Consider the following 14,776-nt stretch of genomic DNA (forward strand, 5'->3'; position numbering starts at 1 on the left):
GGCGAGCACTGCCCTGTGCCCCGAGGGGCAAGGAGGTCCCATGAAATGTATCGGTCTGCTGGGTGGCATGAGCTGGGAGTCCACCGTCAGCTATTACCAGGCTCTCAACCGGGGCGTGCGAGCGCGCCTCGGCGGCCTGCACTCGGCGCGGGTGCTGCTTGCCAGCGTCGACTTCGCCGAGATAGAGCGGCTGCAGCACGCCGGTGACTGGCCCGCCACTGCCCGCCTGCTGGCGGCCGAGGCCAGGGCCATCCAGGCTGGCGGCGCCGATTTCCTGCTGATCGGCACCAACACCATGCACAAGGTGGCGCCCGAGATCGAGGCCGCCATCGACATCCCGCTGCTCCACATCGCCGATGCCACCGCGCGTCAGCTGCAGGCGGACGGGATACAAAGGGTCGGCCTGCTCGGTACCCGCTTCACCATGGAGCAGGATTTCTACAAGGGGCGGCTGCAGGAGCGCTTCGGGCTGGAGGTGCTGGTGCCAGAGGAGGCCGAGCGAGAGCGGGTGCACCGCATCATCTATGACGAGCTCTGCCTCGGCGATCTTCGCGAGTCGTCCCGGGCCGAGTACCTGGCCATCATCGCCGCCCTGGCCGCGGCGGGTGCCCAGGCGGTGATCCTGGGGTGCACCGAGATAGCCCTGCTGGTGGGGGAGTGCGAGGCCGCCGTGCCCCTCTACGACACCACCGCCATCCACGCCGAGGCCGCAGTGGCGCTGGCCCTTGCCTGATGTGATGCGGGCGGGGTGAGAGGGCCTGTCCCCCCTCGGCGCCCCGCCGGTTTTCCCTCCTTTCATAACTGTGAGTCAGCCTTCACTTCAGCAGGGCAAGTGCCGTTTTTATTGTCAATCGGCTCACATTTTCCCCTTTTGTCTCTTGAGTCCGGGGCGTCAGACGCCTAGTTTTTGATCGCTGAAACGATTCAGCTTCTACAAAAACAAGAGACACGAGGATAAAGCCATGTTGAAGAAACTCTCCATCGCCGTGCTGCTCGCCCTGGGCACCACCGCAGGCCATGCCGCCGAATTCCTGCTGACCGACTCCCAGCAGGGACTGGACGTGGGGGACTGGAAGATCACCAGCGACAAGCTGGGGATCAAGAGCCCGACCCCCTTCACCATCGAGAAGAAGCGCCTGCATGGCGGCCGCCAGGAGGGGGTGGATCTGCTCATCGTCGACAACGGCGTCATGAAGATCACCCTGGTACCGACCCGTGGCATGGGGATCAAGGAGGTCAAGGCGGCCGATCTGCGCCTCGGCTGGGATTCGCCGGTCAAGGAGGTGGTCAACCCCGCCTTCATCGATCTGGAGAGCCGTGCCGGCCTCGGCTGGCTCGACGGCTTCAACGAGATGCTGGTGCGCTGCGGCTATGAGTGGACGGGTCACCCCGGGGTGGATGACGACGGCCGCCTCAAGAGCCTGCACGGCCGGGTGCAGAACATACCCGCCTCCGTGGTCAGCGTGACCGTGGACGAGGAGCCCCCCTATGCCATCCATGTGCTGGGCCGGGTGGACGAGCGTACCTTCAAGATGAGCGAGCTGGTCACCTGGACCCAGCTCAGCGTAGTGCCGGGCCAGGCGGAGTTTGCCCTGCAGGACAAGCTGACCAACCACGCGGACTACGAGAACGAGTACCAGATCATCTATCACGGCAACTTCGGTGCTCCTATTCTGGAGGAGGGAGCCAGGGTGAGCACGCCGGTGAAGCAGATCTCCCCGTTCAACGACTATGCCAAGGCCGGACTCAAGGGCTGGCAAACCTATCTGGGGCCCACCAAGGGCTTCGACGAGATGGTGTTCAACCTGGTGCCCTACAGCGACGCCGACGGCAATACTCTGGCGGTGCTGAACAACAAGGCCGGCAACGCCGGGGTGGCGGTGGGCTACAACACCAAACAGTTACCTGTGCTGACCCTCTGGAAAAACACCGACACCCGGGCCCAGGGCTATGTGACCGGCATCGAGCCCGGCACCAGCTATGCCTACAGCACCAAGTACCAGCGCCCGCTGGGGCTGGTACCCAAAATTCAGCCGGGGGAGACCAAGACCTTCGATCTGACCTATCGTCTGCTGCAAAATGCCGACGAGGTGAAGCAGGCCCTGGCCCGGGTGGAGAAGATCCAGGGCGGTCGGGCCACCGAGCTGCGCGAGCAGCCCCTGGTCAAGTTGCCCTGAGTCGCAGGCAGACAGCCACAAGCCGCTCCATGAGCGGCTTTTTCATTGTCCTGCCCCTGGGGGCGGGAGCACGGGCTGGTCAGCGGGCTTCCGGCTTCATGAGGGAAGGTTGAGGCAGTCCCGCCAGGCGCCGCAGCTGGGTCAGCAGGTAATCCCGGTAGCACTGCCCGAACAGCTTGCCGGGCTCAAGGGAGGCGAGGATTGTCTTGCGCAGCCGCTCCCGGTTGCCGGGCAGGCGGCGCACATGGGTGTCGATCCAGACGATGTGGCCGGAAGGGGAGAGCATCAGGTTGCCCAGATGCAGATCCCGGTGGTAGTAGCCGTGCCTCGCCAGCTGATAGATGTCCCGGGCGAGCCGTTGTAGCAGGGCCAGGCGAGCCGCCTCGTCGGCCTGCTCGAAGTAGTGCTCGCCGGAGCAGTGTTCCGCCAGGTAGTGCACCGCCAGGAAGGAGGCGTGGGGATTGAGCGGGTTGAGGGCGATGCCGGCCGCCTTGCACTGGACGGTCTGGAGCCCGGCCTTGCGCAGGCGGCGATTGCTCTGCCACTCGCGCAGGGCGTCGATATGACCGACCAGGCGCTTGCTGAACTGGTCCCGGCACCACCAGCCGAGAGTCCAGCGCGGGTACTTGTCGGGCACTATCTTGCACAGGCTGTTGCTGGCGGGATGAAGCCAGAACTGGCTGCTGGCGATGCGCTCCAGGCGGCGGGTCTGGTCGGTCTGCTGCAGCGACCAGTGGTCCAGCTCGAGCTGGTCATGGAGCAGCAGGTAGTAGTGTTTCTTGCCGTGCAGGTCGAGCTTGGTCAGCTTCATGGGAATGGGCGTTGAATGGCGTGATACATCGCTTCCTCGAAGGAGGCTCCTTGTCAGGTGTGCCAATGTGCGGTGTCGTGGCTGACTGGCGCTGAACGAGCAACAAAAAAGCCGCTCATGGAGCGGCTTTGTTGGCGGTGCAGAGGCAGTGTCAGACGTGGCTGTACATGGCCTCGATCTCGCGCTGGTACTTGGCTTCGATGATCTTGCGGCGCAGCTTCATGGTGGGGGTGATCTCCCCGAGCTCCATGGAGAAGGCGCTCGGCAGCAGGGTGAACTTCTTCACCTGCTCGAACTTGGCCAGCTCCTTCTGCAGATCCTGGATGCGGGCCTCGAAGAACTCCATCACCCTGGAGTGGCGCAGCAGCTCGGTCTTGCACTGGTATTGCAGATTGATGGAGCGAGCGTACTCCTCCAGCGATTCGAAACAGGGCACGATGAGCGCCGACACGAAGTGGCGGGCATCGGCGACGATGGCGATCTGTTCGATGAAGCGATCCTTGCCCAGCGTCCCTTCCACCAGCTGGGGGGCCACGTACTTGCCGTTGGAGGTCTTCATCAGCTCCTTGAGGCGCTCGGTGAAGTAGATGTTGCCCTGGCCGTCCAGCTCGCCGGCATCGCCGGTGCGCAGGAAGCCGTCCTCGGTCATCACCTCGGCAGTGGCTTGCGGCTTGTTGTAGTAGCCGCGCATCACGGTCGGGGAGCGCACCAGCAGTTCGTTGTTCTCACCGAGTTTCACCTCGATGCCGCCGAGGGCCGTACCGATGGAGCCCAGCTTGAACCGGGTGTCCTCGTAGCAGCAGACGGTGGCGGTGGTTTCTGTCATGCCATAGCCGTACTTGAGGTTGAGCCCCATGGCCTGGAAGAAGAGGTTCACCTCGTCGGCGAGGCGGGCGCCGGCCACCGGCAGGAAGCGGGTGCGGCCGCCGAAGCGGGCGCGCAGCTTGCGAAATACCAGGCGCTCGGCGAGCCAGAGCTGGCCGTAGAGCAGGGGGGAGGCAGTCTTGCCCGCCTGGCGGGTGGCGACCATCTGCTTGCCGACCCGGGTGGCCCAGCCGAACAGGGCGCGGCGCAGGGGCGGTGCCTCGGCGACCTTCGCCTGGATCATGGCATAGGCCTTCTCGTAGAGGCGGGGGACGGCGCACATCACGGTGGGTTTCACCTCGCCGATCACCTCCATCACCTTCTGCGGGTCGCGGATGTAGACGTTCTCGGCGCCGCAGTAGAGCACGTAGTAGGTCCAGGCGCGCTCGAACACATGGCTGAGCGGCAGCATGCAGAGGGACACGTCCTGTTCATTCAGGTCGAGGCGGCGATCGTGCATCTCGAAGCAGGCGGCCATGTTGGCGAAATCGAGCATGACCCCCTTGGGCTCGCCCGTGGTGCCCGAGGTGTAGATCAGGGTCAGCAGATCGTCCATCCGGTACTTCTGCTCCCGCTCCTGACGCACCAGCTCGCTGGGCTGATGGTTGCCGGAGACGAGGAAGGTCTGGAAATGGCTGGCCGCCGCGCAGCCGCGCAGATCGACGGTGCCGTCCAGGGCGACGATCTGGGCGATCTCGCCCGCTTGCAGCAGACTCAGCGCCTGATCGAACTGGGGCTGTTCCCCCACGAACAGCACCTTGATGCCGGCGTCCTTGACGATGTAGCGCAGCTGATCCTGGGTGCTGGTGGGGTAGATGGGCACGCTGACGCCGCGGGCGGCCAGGATGCCGAGATCGGCCTGGGTCCACTCCGGCATGTTGCGGGCGTAGATGCCGACCATCTCGCCGGACTGGTGGCCGGCGCGGATCAGCCCCTGGGCGCAGTAATCCATGGCCTGGCCCAGGGTTCGCCAGCCGATGGCGCGCCATTGACCATCCTGCTGGACGCGCAAGGCTGCCTTGTTGCCAAGGCGCGCAATACGCTCGCGCATCACTCTAACCAGATGAAACTGCGACATCTCACTCATCCTCAAGTAACAGTTGTGCGCCCGCAGGGGCACTGAAAACGGGGCTGGAGTTTAAACTCTACTATTACAGCTTACAAGTGTTCGCCATTTGTTCTGGATCACAAAGTCGTCAATCTGGGGAGAGTGAGGCATGATGAAGGCAGGGAGCGGATTCATTCAGGGAGTCGAGCCATGAACATCGGGATCAAGAGTCTGTTCACCGGAGCCTTGCTGCTCCTGGCCGGGGCCGGCGCGCTCTGGTTTGCGCTGGGTGGGGGAGATGGGCAGGAGAATCCCTGGCTGAATGGGGCCGAGGGATACGAGCAGGCGCAGCGCCTGGCCCTGAGCGAGGGCTATCCCCTGCTCTATGTGATCGAACGCGCCAAGTGTCGGCGCTGCAAGGCGCTCGACAAGCTGTTGTGGCGCGCCCCCGAGATGCAGTCCGCCCTGGCGGGGCTGGCCAAGGTGCGGCTCAATCCGGAGGCGGGGGATGGCAGCGAACATATCCTGCGCCGCTTCCCCAGGGTGGCGACGGCCCCGGGCATCTATGTCCAGCGCCCCGGGGAGCCCCTGCGCCCCGTCAAGATAGCGGTGGATCTGGAACAGATCTGGATGCCGGGTGTCACCTATGGTCGCGGCTTCTTCATGCCGCTCTCTGAACCCGCCTTCGACGCCGTGATGAGGGTGACCCTCAGCCTGGAGGATCCCTCCATCGACAATGCGCCTCTGCCCTGATGGGGGCGGATAACGGGATCCGGCCATGAACAGTGGCCGAAACCCTGAGATGCCGCGCTCTTAACCGAAGTCGAACAGGCGGGACATCAGCACGGCATCTTCCCGATCCTGGCCGGTGCCGTAGTAGTCGGCGCGGCGGCAATACTCGGCAAACCCCTCGCTCTCGTAGAGGTTGATGGCGGTCTGGTTGCCGGCCCTGACCTCGAGGAACCAGGCCTCGGCCTTGCCGGCCTTGCTGCGGGCCAGGTACTCCCGAAGCAGCGCCCGGCCGAGCCCCTTGCCCTGGAAGTCGGGGTGCACGCAGATGTTCATCAGGGAGCTGTCCCCCGCCACCAGATCCGAGATATAGAAACCGGCGGGGCGGTTGCCCACCAGCATCAGGCCGTTGAGATAGCGGGGCCCGAAGCAGGAGAGCAGGTTGGCCTGGCTCCAGGGCTCCCGATGGGCGGCCTGCTCTATGGGGTAGATGGCCTCGAAATCGGATTCGAGCAGGGGGCGAAAGCTGGGTGAGAGGTCAGACATGGTTACTCCGGGCGGGATTCGGACTTGCGAGGGATACCATGGCCGTGCCATGGTCGTTGCGTCAGGGGGCCCGGTTCAACCGGGCTGGCGATGCCGGCACTGCTGCCATAGGGCGCGCTTGTGCGCCGCGTCCGGGGCGAGCGGGCAGATCAGGGCGTCGGGCCAGCGGGCATCCGGCGCAGTGAGCCAGATCAGGGGAGGCGTCGTCCCCTCGGGCAGCGCGGGGATACTGGTCAGCAGGGAGACTTCGTCCGTGCCAAGACCCAGCCAGCGGCAGATATCTCCGAGCAGGGGCGGGGCGGGCAGGGCGTCGGCCTGCAGCCAGAGCCTGCCGGGGGGCAGCGCGGCCGCCACCGGCGGATGCCCGGTCTCTGCCTGCGTCGGCTCGGTTTCCTGCATCGGATCCGGCGTCTGGCCCGGCAGGGCCTGGCCTCTCAGCTGCCAGACGGCGATGCCCATACGGGCCAGGATGCGCTGGCGCAGCGGGTCCAGCAGGGGATCTTGCATGACGAAGGCTCACTCTTGATCTGCATTGGGGTAAATTCTGATGCGCAGAGTACACTCTCGCGGGTTTTGCTGCACCCCGGACGTTGCCTTTTCGCCTCGCGGCGATGGTGGGTGAACGCCGGCCGGGGGCAGAGATGACAGACAATGACGACGGGACGGGGCCAGAGGCCGGACCCCGAATCCCTATGACCATACCAGCTTCGGAACTGTGCCTATGCCGCCTTTAGCCCAGAATACTGTTCGTGCCACCCCCATCCATGAGCGTCTGCCCAGATTGCTGGCCGCCCTCGGAGAGGGGTTGTACGAGCGCCAGGATGCCCTGCGGCTCGGCCTCCTGGCGGCCCTGTGTGGCGAGAGCGTCTTCCTGCTGGGCCCCCCCGGCATCGCCAAGAGCCTGATCGCGCGGCGTCTCAAGCTGGCCTTCCAGGATGCCCGCCACTTCGAATACCTGATGACCCGCTTCAGCACGCCGGAGGAGGTGTTCGGCCCCCTCTCCATCCAGGCACTCAAGGAGGACGGCAAGTACCTGAGACTGACCAGCGGCTACCTGCCGGAGGCCGAGGTGGTCTTCCTCGACGAGATCTGGAAGGCGGGCCCGGCCATCCTCAACACCCTGCTCACCGCCATCAACGAGCGACAGTTTCGCAACGGCGACAGCCAGCATCCCATCCCCATGCGGCTGCTGGTCACCGCCTCCAACGAGCTGCCCGCCCCGGACAGCGGGCTGGAGGCGCTCTATGACCGCATGCTGGTACGGGTCTGGATGGACAGGGTACAGGAGAAATCCAATTTCCAGGCCATGCTGGCGAGCGATGGCCAGTCCCATCAGAACCTGATCCCGGCGGTGCAGATCCGCGGGGAGGAGTACGACGCCTGGCAGGAGGAGATAGAGCAGGTGCGCCTGCCGGACGCCTGCTTCGAGCTCATCTACCAGCTGCGCCAGCAGCTCGACAGCCAGCTCGGGCACGGCTGCTATGTCTCGGATCGGCGCTGGAAGAAGGCCGTGCGGCTCATCAAGGCGAGCGCCTTCTTCAATGGTCGCGACGAGGTGGCGCCGCTGGATCTGCTGCTGTTCAAGGATTGCCTGTGGCACGACGAGGCGTCCCGCACGTCGCTGCTGGAGATGATCGGCGAGTTTTCCCGCCTCTACGGCTATCAGCAGCTGGCGCTGACCCGGGAGCTGCTCTCCTTGCGCGAGGCGTTCAAGCAGTTGCAGGGGGCCGTCGCCCAGCGCATCGGCTGCAAGGCGGTCAAGCGCAAGCAGTGGTTCGGCCGTCGTGCCCGCGGCACCGAGCTGCCGCTGGCCAACGCCAGGCCGTTCGGCAAGCTGGTGCATTTCCAGCTGCTCACCCCGGCGCCCCTGGATGGCAGCGACCCGGAGCGCCTCACCGGCACCCTCACCTTCGATCGCGCCCTGCTCTCCCACTGGCACCCCACCGGGGAGGCGCTGGTGGGCTGGCCGCTTGGCAACCCCAAGGAGGGGCACTACGAGCTGGTGCTGGACGAGCAGCTGCGGCTGCACGTGCTGGACATCCAGCGCCAGCCCGTGCCCCTGATGCTGGTGGAGCGGACCCCCATCCCCGAGGTGGTGATGAGCCCCTGGCTGGCGGAACTGGGGGAGCTGGCGAGCCGGGTGAACCGGGTGCAGCAGAGCCTCAAGGGGCAGCGGAACCTGTTCGAGCGCCACCAGCCCCACCTGTTCGTGGGGGAGCACTGGCTGCGGCAGGTGGAGGACAGCTTCTTCGTGCTGAACCGGGATCTGGAGCGCCTGGGGGCCGAGTTGCAGCAGTGGCGGGATCGCCTGCCGGGTCTCGACGGGTGAGATGCCTGTCGCCGATGGCCCGGACCGGGATGCCGCAAGTTGAGCGGCCCGGCGACGCCGCGCGCCACCTGAACGGGAGGTGCGGATGCTGGAGATAGGCATGATGGATCTGGGGCTCCTCATGGGAGAGGGGGAGCTGGCGGGAGAGATGGCGCTCTTGCTTGCCTCCAGCCCCAAGATATCCGAGTTTCTCAAGCGCTCGCCCCTGCAGGGCAAGCTGCTGAAGAAGCGGATCCAGCGCTGGAGCGAGCAGCTCGGTGAGGAGATGCGCCACAAGCCGGTGCCGGTGGCCCTGGAGCGAGAGTACCTGCTCTATCAGGCGCATCGCCAGTTGCCCCTGCCGGAGCTGGTGGGGCGGCTGCCGACCCTGCTGGAGGCCCTGGAGCAGCACAGCCCCTTCGCCGGGGACGCCCGCAGCCTGGTGCGCCAGATAATGGCCCAGCCCACCGAGAGCCTGCGCCAGCTCTTCATCGAGAAGTGGCGCGCCAGCCTGGTGGGCAGCCTGCTGCAGTTGCAGCAGCAGATCGCCGAGGCAGAGCGGGAGAAGCAGCGCCAGGAGATAGAGGATCAGCTGCTGGCGAACCGGACCCTGGCCGATGCCCTGGATCCTCACCAGATCTCGGCGGGCGGCCTCTGGGATCTGGCCCAGGGCAGCTGGCACAAGCGCAGCCTGGTGCTGGTGAAACAGTACGCCCGCATGTTGCAGCAGGAGCCCCTGCTGGCGGAGATCGCCGCCCTGCTGGGGCGCAGCGAGCGGGAGCAGCGCAGCGAGGACAGGACGCAGCCGCCGATCCCCGTCCATGAGCTGGAGGAGGTGCAAAGCGACGACGTGCCTGACGATCTGGTGGGGGTGCACCCGGCCAGCGATCTGATGCGGTTGCTGCCGAGCGAGGCGGTGATGCTGGCGCTGCCGGAGCTGGAGCTGGAGTTCTATCGCCGCTATCTGGAGCGGCGCCTGCTGAGCTACCAGTCCAGGGGCACCCTGCCGCGGCAGCGCCTGATGCTGCGCTCCCCCGAGCAGGGGGGGCAGGAGGTGCAGCCCCGCGGCCCCTTCATCGTCTGCGTCGATACCTCGGGCTCCATGGGGGGTTACCCCGAGGAGTGCGCCAAGGCGCTGTTCCTGGCGCTGCTCAAGGTGGCGATGGACGAGAAGCGCGGCTGCTATCTGATGCTCTTCTCCACCGAGGTGGCGACCCTGGAGATCACCGCCGACACCGGGTTGGAGAAGGCGGAGCGCTTCCTCTCCATGAGTTTCCACGGCGGCACCGATCTGGTGCCTTGCCTCGAGCAGGCGCTGATCCAGCTGGAGCAGCCGACCTTTGCCAAGGCCGATGTGCTGGTGGTCTCCGACTTCATCGCCCAGAGCCTGCCCCACGACCTGCTGGCGCGGATGAACCAGCGGCGGGCGCAGCAGACCCGCTTCCACGCCGTGGCCATGTCCCGCCACGCCAAGGCGGCCATCCTGCGGGTGTTCGACAACAGCTGGCTACTCGACTGCGGCCTGCGCGGTCGCCTGCTGCGCCGCTGGCAGCGCAGCTGACACGCGCCGTGCCGGCAGACTGGCCAGCACCACCCCGACACACAAGAGGCCAAGCGCCAGCCACACCGGCGGCGTGACGGTTTCCCCCAGCAGCCACCAGGCCAGCATGGCCGCCATCACGGGCGTGAGGGAGCCCAGCGCCGAGCTCACCTCGGCGCCCAGAGTGCGGATGGCATGGGCGTAACAGAGCGCCGCCAGCAAGCCGGCGCCTATCCCTTGCAGCAGGCCCTGCCACAGCCAGACGCTGGCATGGCTCACGGTGGGCAAGGGGCTCCACAGGAGTGTCGGCAACAGCAACAGGGCCGAGGGCACCGCCACCAGCGCGGCGGCATCCAGCGCCGCCAGCCCGCTGCGTCTGACCGCCAGCGTAAACAGGGCCCACAGCAGGGCCGCCCCCAGAAAGCAGAGTTGTCCCTGCCATATTCCCGGTTTCCCGCCCAGCAACAGGATGGCGGTGGCCTGGGCGATGAGGACGAGCCCCCAACGCCGCTGCACGGGGCAGGGGGCACGCCACAGCAGCAAACCCAGCAGGCTGACCATGAGGGGCACAGTGCCCGGGATCAGGGCGCTGCCCTGCGCCACGGGGGCCAGCTGCATGCCGGTGGCGCCGAGCCAGAAGAAGGGCAGGCCGGCCCCCGCCAGCATGGCCAGCTGCCAGCGCAGGGGCGTGCGGCGCAGGCGGATGCGGTGACGCCAGTAATAGGGGAGGAGCAGCAGGGCCGGGATGCCAAAGCGCAGCAGCGCCAGCGCCTGCGGCGGCAGCTTCTCCTCGGCGCCCAGGCGCAGGGAGAGAAAGAAACCGGACCAGAGCAGCACGGTGGCGAGGGCGGCGGCCCAGCCGCTGCAACGGGGTGATGGTGTGAATGACATCGGGCTCCCTCCATGGTGTGTCCCGGGTCATTATCCCGCCAGGGGGGAGGGTGTTGCAGGGCAAACTGTTTGAGAAATCAGGGTGTAATTGCTAGTTTCAGCCAATCCAAAAGGGATTTTTACCGGATATCACCAAGATGCTCGACAGGATTGATTTACATCTGCTGCGCTTGCTGCAACAGGATGGGCGCCTCACGACCGTGGAGCTGGCGGAGCAGGTCGGCTTGTCTGCCTCCCCCTGTGCCCGGCGCCTGAAGCGGCTGGAGGGGGAGGGCCATATTCGGGGGTATCGCGCCGTGCTGGCGCGGGAGAAGCTCGGGCTTGGCATCACCATCTTCGTCAACGTGCGGCTCAGTCAGCACAGGGAGCCGCTGGTGGAGGCCTTCGAGCAGGCGGTGGCGGCCATGGCGGAGGTGATCAGCTGTCACACCGTCTCCGGCAACTACGACTACCTGCTGGAGGTGGTGGTGTCCGACCTGCCCGCCTACGAGCAGTGGATCCGGCGGTTGCAGTCCCAGGACATGGTCAACGACATCAGCAGCCACTTCGCCATTCGCGCGGTCAAGGTGATGGGGCCGCTCCCCATTTGACCCTCTTCAGGTGTTGGGCCTGTGGTAGAGACCCCGCTCGTTGACCTGTTCCTGATCCAGCAGTGGCTGACCGCTCGGGTGGGCGATGTGGAAGCCGTGCTTGGTGCCGCGCTTGACCCGGTACATGGCCTGGTCGGCCCGGGCCAGGGCCGTGCTGAAGTCGTCCTGGGGCCGGATGGCGGCGATCCCCATGCTCAGCCCCACCGAGGCGTCACCGTTGGGCAGCTCGAATGGCGTGGCGATGGCGTCGATGCACTGGCGGGCGAGGTGACTGGTTCTGGGGTCATCGCTCGGCCAGGGCAGCAACAGCACGAATTCGTCCCCGCCGATCCGGCCGAGCCTCACCTCCTCGCCGCAGCAGTGGCGAAGGCGCTGGGCGAGGGCAATCAGCAGTTCGTCGCCGGCGCGGTGACCCAGGTTGTCGTTGACCAGCTTGAAGTCGTCCAGATCGATGAAGCAGATGGCCTGATGCTCGCCGGGGAACTGGCGGTGCAGGGCCGTGCGGTTGAGCAGGTTGGTGAGGGGATCCCGGTGGGCGAGCTGGGCAAGCTGCTGCTCGTACTCCTTCTCGTGGGTGATGTCGATGTGGGTGCCCATCACCCGGACGGGGTTGCCCTGCTCATCCCGCTCCACCACCCGGCCCCGGTCCAGTACCCAGGTGGTCTTGCCATCCTTGGCGATCATCCGGTGCATCGCCTGATAAAACGGGCTCTTGCCCGCCAGGTGATCGAAGAAGGCCTGCAGCACCTGTTCCCTGTCCTCCGGGTGCAGGTGTTCGCGCCAGACGTCGAAGTGGGCCGACAGCTCCTTGGGCTGATAGCCGAGCATGGAGCCCCAGCGCCGGTTGAAGATGATGAGTTTGCCGGTGGGCACATGGTTCTGCCAGATGCACAGGCCGGTGCCGTCCATGGCGGCATCCAGCTTCTCCCGCGCGTCGTCGGCGATGCGCTTGAGGCGCTCGTTCTCCAGCAACAACCTGTCGTAAGCCTCCCGCAGCTCCTCGTAGGTCATTCCCCATCCCTTCCCAGTTTGAAAGCCTATATAGTCGATGCAGACTTTCCTTCTGTAAAGAAGGAGATAGCCGGGGGAGGTTTCGTGGGCGATGAAGGTCTCGATGCCCTGGCGACTGTGCGGCCGGGGGGCAGGAGGGATATGATTGGAGCGATGAACGCGGCATCCTGGCCGGCGAACGGGGGGAGTGAATCTGCATGAAGAGTCTGATGGGATTGAGCCTGCTGCTGTGGCTGGGGATGACCCCTGCCCTGGCGCAGCCCTCGGGGCTCTCCGGGCCCGAGCTGCTGCATGAATTGCAGCAGCTGGAAGACTCGTCGCTGCCCGTCCAGCACTTTCGCGAGCGTGTCGCCGCCCTGGCCGCCGCAGAAGCACAATATCCGCCCGAGGTGCAGGGGCGCCTCGTTCGTCTGCAGTGCTGGGCCCAGCCGAGCGATCGGGACGACGACTTCCGGCGCGCCGTGGCATTTGCCGAGCAGGGGCTGGCCGAGGCCAGAGCCCGCAAGGACAGGGTCACGGAGGCGGGCCTGCTCGCCTGTCGCGGCTATCACCGCCAGCTGCTCGGCAACATGGTCGAGGCCAGAGAGGATTACGACGCGGCCCTGACCCTGGCCCGCCGGCTGGGGGATGAGCGTCAGCGGGCCGACACCCTCAACCTGCGGGGGGAGATGTACGCCTATCAGGGAGAGCTGGCCGAGGGGCTGATGGATCTCATCGATGCCCACCGCCGCTACGAGTCCCTCGGCTTGGAGGCCAAGGGGCGTGAGGTGCTGACCCGGATCGCCAACACCTACCGCAGGATGGGCTTCTACGAGCGGGCCGAGAGCTACTTCAAGGATCTGGAGCACGACTACCGGCAGCTCGAAGACGAGGAGCATCTGGTGGACATCCACAGCCAGCAGGGGCTCCTCTATATGGAGACGGAAGAGTACGGCAAGGCGCTGCCCCTGATGGCGGAGGCGGAACGCTACTACCTGGGGCAGCAGCAGGAGGCCATGCTGGCCTGGACCCGGATCGAGATGGCCACCATCCTGCTCAAGCAGGGCAAGACACCGCAGGCCAAGACCAAGCTGGCAGAGGCCGCCGCTCTGCTGCACCAGAGGGAAGGGGCCGATAGCGTGACCCTGGGCCACTGGCACATCGTCATGGCCATGGCCCTGGAGGCCGAAGGCAAGCCGGCCGAGGCCCTGCAACACCTCGGGAAGGCGGAACCCGTCTTCACCCGGGAGCAGAACCTGCGTTTTCTCGCCCGGGTGCATGAGGTGCGTGCCCGGGTGCTGGAGCGCCAGGGGCACATCCAGGCGGCGCTAGCCAGCCTCAAGAGCTTCGTCCAGACCCGTCATGCCCTCGAGCAGCGGCTGCGGGAGCAACGCACCCTGCAGATGCGCTTCGAGTTCGATCTCTCCCGCAAGGAGCTGGAGAACCAGACCCTGAGAGCGAGCCAGCAGTTGCAGGCCGAGAAGCTCAAGCAGTTGCAGGAGCGGCGCTACTGGCAATATCTGGTGTTGTTCCTGCTGCTGCTGGTGATGGGCATTCTGGTGGTGCACCAGCGTGGACGCACCCGCAAGATGCAGCGCCTCGCCATGACGGACGAGTTGACGGGCATCCACAACCGGCGCCAGATCCAGGCCAAGGGGCGCAAGTGGTTCATCCAGGCGCGGGAGGAGGGCAAGCCCCTGTGCGTGCTGCTGCTGGACATCGATCACTTCAAGCGGGTCAATGACACTCTTGGCCACCACGTCGGGGACCGGGTGCTGACCGCCGTGGCCCAGTGCATCGAGTCTCAGCTGCGCAGCCTGGACAGGGTGGGGCGCAACGGCGGCGAGGAGTTTCTGGTGCTGCTGCCGGACACCCGTCTCGACGAGGCCGCCGAGGTGGCGGAGCGGATCCGCCAGGAGGTCGCCCGTCTCGCCATCGAGGAGGTGCCGGCGGATCACGCCATCCGCATCAGCATCGGCTGCGCCGAGTTCAAGCGCGAGGATGACAACCTGGGCGAACTGATCCGCCGCGCCGATGAGGCCATGTACGAGGCCAAGCTGGCGGGCCGCAACCGGGTGATGAGGGCGTCGTGATCCCGCCCGGGCCGGCGCCGTCGATGCCGGGCTGGGTATTTTTCACTCGCGCGGGTATAATGCCGCGCAATTTTGCTTTGGCTCAGGCGAGAAGACCCATGTAACGCAACCCTCTTCCTTGTTTCCACCGGCCGGTCCCTGACCCGCCCGCGTGGCGCTGTTGCCTGCATGGGCGCCCTGATCCCGAGG

Annotated in this window: 13 protein-coding genes; 7 read left to right on the forward strand and 6 right to left on the reverse strand. The window is 66.0% G+C overall.

Annotated elements, in window-relative coordinates; genetic code table 11:
- Nucleotides 1-40: 40 nt before the first annotated feature.
- Both BN1136_RS16505 and BN1136_RS16510 read left to right on the forward strand, forming a co-directional pair.
- Nucleotides 41-733, forward strand: a complete 693-nt coding sequence (locus tag BN1136_RS16505) for an aspartate/glutamate racemase family protein (protein ID WP_043758014.1) — start codon at nt 41-43, stop codon at nt 731-733.
- A gap of 229 nt (nt 734-962) precedes the next feature.
- Entirely contained in the window at nt 963-2,177 is a 1,215-nt protein-coding gene (locus BN1136_RS16510; protein WP_043758017.1) for an aldose 1-epimerase family protein, read from the forward strand.
- A gap of 79 nt (nt 2,178-2,256) precedes the next feature.
- Here the strand turns inward: BN1136_RS16510 and BN1136_RS19520 are convergent, their stop codons facing one another.
- On the reverse strand, nt 2,257-2,988 hold the full coding sequence (locus BN1136_RS19520; RefSeq protein ID WP_052365656.1) for a lipopolysaccharide kinase InaA family protein: 732 nt from the start codon (nt 2,986-2,988) through the stop codon (nt 2,257-2,259).
- A 151-nt stretch (nt 2,989-3,139) separates the two neighbouring features.
- Entirely contained in the window at nt 3,140-4,930 is a 1,791-nt protein-coding gene (locus tag BN1136_RS16520; RefSeq protein WP_043758019.1) for an AMP-dependent synthetase/ligase, read from the reverse strand.
- A gap of 180 nt (nt 4,931-5,110) precedes the next feature.
- Here BN1136_RS16520 and BN1136_RS16525 point away from each other — a divergent pair, with 180 nt between their 5' ends.
- Nucleotides 5,111-5,653, forward strand: a complete 543-nt coding sequence (locus tag BN1136_RS16525; protein WP_043758022.1) for a thioredoxin domain-containing protein — start codon at nt 5,111-5,113, stop codon at nt 5,651-5,653.
- 60 nt (nt 5,654-5,713) lie between these two features.
- Here BN1136_RS16525 and rimI read toward each other — a convergent pair whose 3' ends face one another.
- The gene (gene rimI, locus BN1136_RS16530; protein WP_043758024.1) at nt 5,714-6,175 is read right to left on the reverse strand and encodes a ribosomal protein S18-alanine N-acetyltransferase; all 462 of its coding nucleotides are present in this window, start codon (nt 6,173-6,175) and stop codon (nt 5,714-5,716) included.
- A gap of 75 nt (nt 6,176-6,250) precedes the next feature.
- Nucleotides 6,251-6,682: a DNA polymerase III subunit psi gene (locus tag BN1136_RS16535; protein WP_043758025.1), complete on the reverse strand. Its 432-nt coding sequence runs from the start codon at nt 6,680-6,682 to the stop codon at nt 6,251-6,253.
- A 214-nt stretch (nt 6,683-6,896) separates the two neighbouring features.
- Between BN1136_RS16535 and BN1136_RS16540 the strand changes: the two genes are divergently transcribed.
- Together BN1136_RS16540 and viaA are read left to right on the forward strand one after the other, a co-directional pair.
- Nucleotides 6,897-8,504: an ATPase RavA domain-containing protein gene (locus BN1136_RS16540; RefSeq protein WP_043758028.1), complete on the forward strand. Its 1,608-nt coding sequence runs from the start codon at nt 6,897-6,899 to the stop codon at nt 8,502-8,504.
- An 85-nt stretch (nt 8,505-8,589) separates the two neighbouring features.
- Nucleotides 8,590-10,044 carry an ATPase RavA stimulator ViaA gene (viaA, locus tag BN1136_RS16545; RefSeq protein WP_043758029.1) on the forward strand — a complete coding sequence of 485 codons (1,455 nt, stop codon included), beginning with the start codon at nt 8,590-8,592 and terminating at the stop codon, nt 10,042-10,044.
- Here viaA and BN1136_RS16550 read toward each other — a convergent pair.
- The gene (locus tag BN1136_RS16550; RefSeq protein ID WP_043808930.1) at nt 9,991-10,914 is read right to left on the reverse strand and encodes a DMT family transporter; all 924 of its coding nucleotides are present in this window, start codon (nt 10,912-10,914) and stop codon (nt 9,991-9,993) included. The genes viaA and BN1136_RS16550 overlap by 54 nt on opposite strands.
- A 137-nt stretch (nt 10,915-11,051) precedes the next feature.
- Here BN1136_RS16550 and BN1136_RS16555 point away from each other — a divergent pair, with 137 nt between their 5' ends.
- The gene (locus BN1136_RS16555; RefSeq protein ID WP_043758031.1) at nt 11,052-11,504 is read left to right on the forward strand and encodes an Lrp/AsnC family transcriptional regulator; all 453 of its coding nucleotides are present in this window, start codon (nt 11,052-11,054) and stop codon (nt 11,502-11,504) included.
- A 6-nt stretch (nt 11,505-11,510) separates the two neighbouring features.
- Here BN1136_RS16555 and BN1136_RS16560 read toward each other — a convergent pair whose 3' ends face one another.
- Nucleotides 11,511-12,515: a sensor domain-containing diguanylate cyclase gene (locus BN1136_RS16560; protein WP_043758035.1), complete on the reverse strand. Its 1,005-nt coding sequence runs from the start codon at nt 12,513-12,515 to the stop codon at nt 11,511-11,513.
- Nucleotides 12,516-12,712: 197 nt separating this feature from the next.
- Between BN1136_RS16560 and BN1136_RS16565 the strand changes: the two genes are divergently transcribed.
- The gene (locus tag BN1136_RS16565) at nt 12,713-14,587 is read left to right on the forward strand and encodes a GGDEF domain-containing protein (RefSeq protein WP_043758038.1); all 1,875 of its coding nucleotides are present in this window, start codon (nt 12,713-12,715) and stop codon (nt 14,585-14,587) included.
- Nucleotides 14,588-14,776: the final 189 nt, after the last annotated feature.

Source organism: Aeromonas taiwanensis (assembly GCF_000820165.1).
Lineage (GTDB): Bacteria > Pseudomonadota > Gammaproteobacteria > Enterobacterales > Aeromonadaceae > Aeromonas > Aeromonas taiwanensis.

Bases quoted from the DNA above. Each gene is read 5' to 3' on its own strand.
- BN1136_RS19520 (WP_052365656.1), bottom strand. From the start codon at position 2,988: ATGAAGCTGACCAAGCTCGACCTGCACGGCAAGAAACACTACTACCTG.
- BN1136_RS16550 (WP_043808930.1), bottom strand. From the start codon at position 10,914: ATGTCATTCACACCATCACCCCGTTGCAGCGGCTGGGCCGCCGCCCTC.
- BN1136_RS16520 (WP_043758019.1), bottom strand. From the start codon at position 4,930: ATGTCGCAGTTTCATCTGGTTAGAGTGATGCGCGAGCGTATTGCGCGC.
- BN1136_RS16535 (WP_043758025.1), bottom strand. From the start codon at position 6,682: ATGCAAGATCCCCTGCTGGACCCGCTGCGCCAGCGCATCCTGGCCCGT.
- BN1136_RS16565 (WP_043758038.1), top strand. From the start codon at position 12,713: ATGAAGAGTCTGATGGGATTGAGCCTGCTGCTGTGGCTGGGGATGACC.
- BN1136_RS16560 (WP_043758035.1), bottom strand. From the start codon at position 12,515: ATGACCTACGAGGAGCTGCGGGAGGCTTACGACAGGTTGTTGCTGGAG.
- BN1136_RS16525 (WP_043758022.1), top strand. From the start codon at position 5,111: ATGAACATCGGGATCAAGAGTCTGTTCACCGGAGCCTTGCTGCTCCTG.
- viaA (WP_043758029.1), top strand. From the start codon at position 8,590: ATGCTGGAGATAGGCATGATGGATCTGGGGCTCCTCATGGGAGAGGGG.
- BN1136_RS16505 (WP_043758014.1), top strand. From the start codon at position 41: ATGAAATGTATCGGTCTGCTGGGTGGCATGAGCTGGGAGTCCACCGTC.
- BN1136_RS16540 (WP_043758028.1), top strand. From the start codon at position 6,897: ATGCCGCCTTTAGCCCAGAATACTGTTCGTGCCACCCCCATCCATGAG.
- rimI (WP_043758024.1), bottom strand. From the start codon at position 6,175: ATGTCTGACCTCTCACCCAGCTTTCGCCCCCTGCTCGAATCCGATTTC.
- BN1136_RS16555 (WP_043758031.1), top strand. From the start codon at position 11,052: ATGCTCGACAGGATTGATTTACATCTGCTGCGCTTGCTGCAACAGGAT.
- BN1136_RS16510 (WP_043758017.1), top strand. From the start codon at position 963: ATGTTGAAGAAACTCTCCATCGCCGTGCTGCTCGCCCTGGGCACCACC.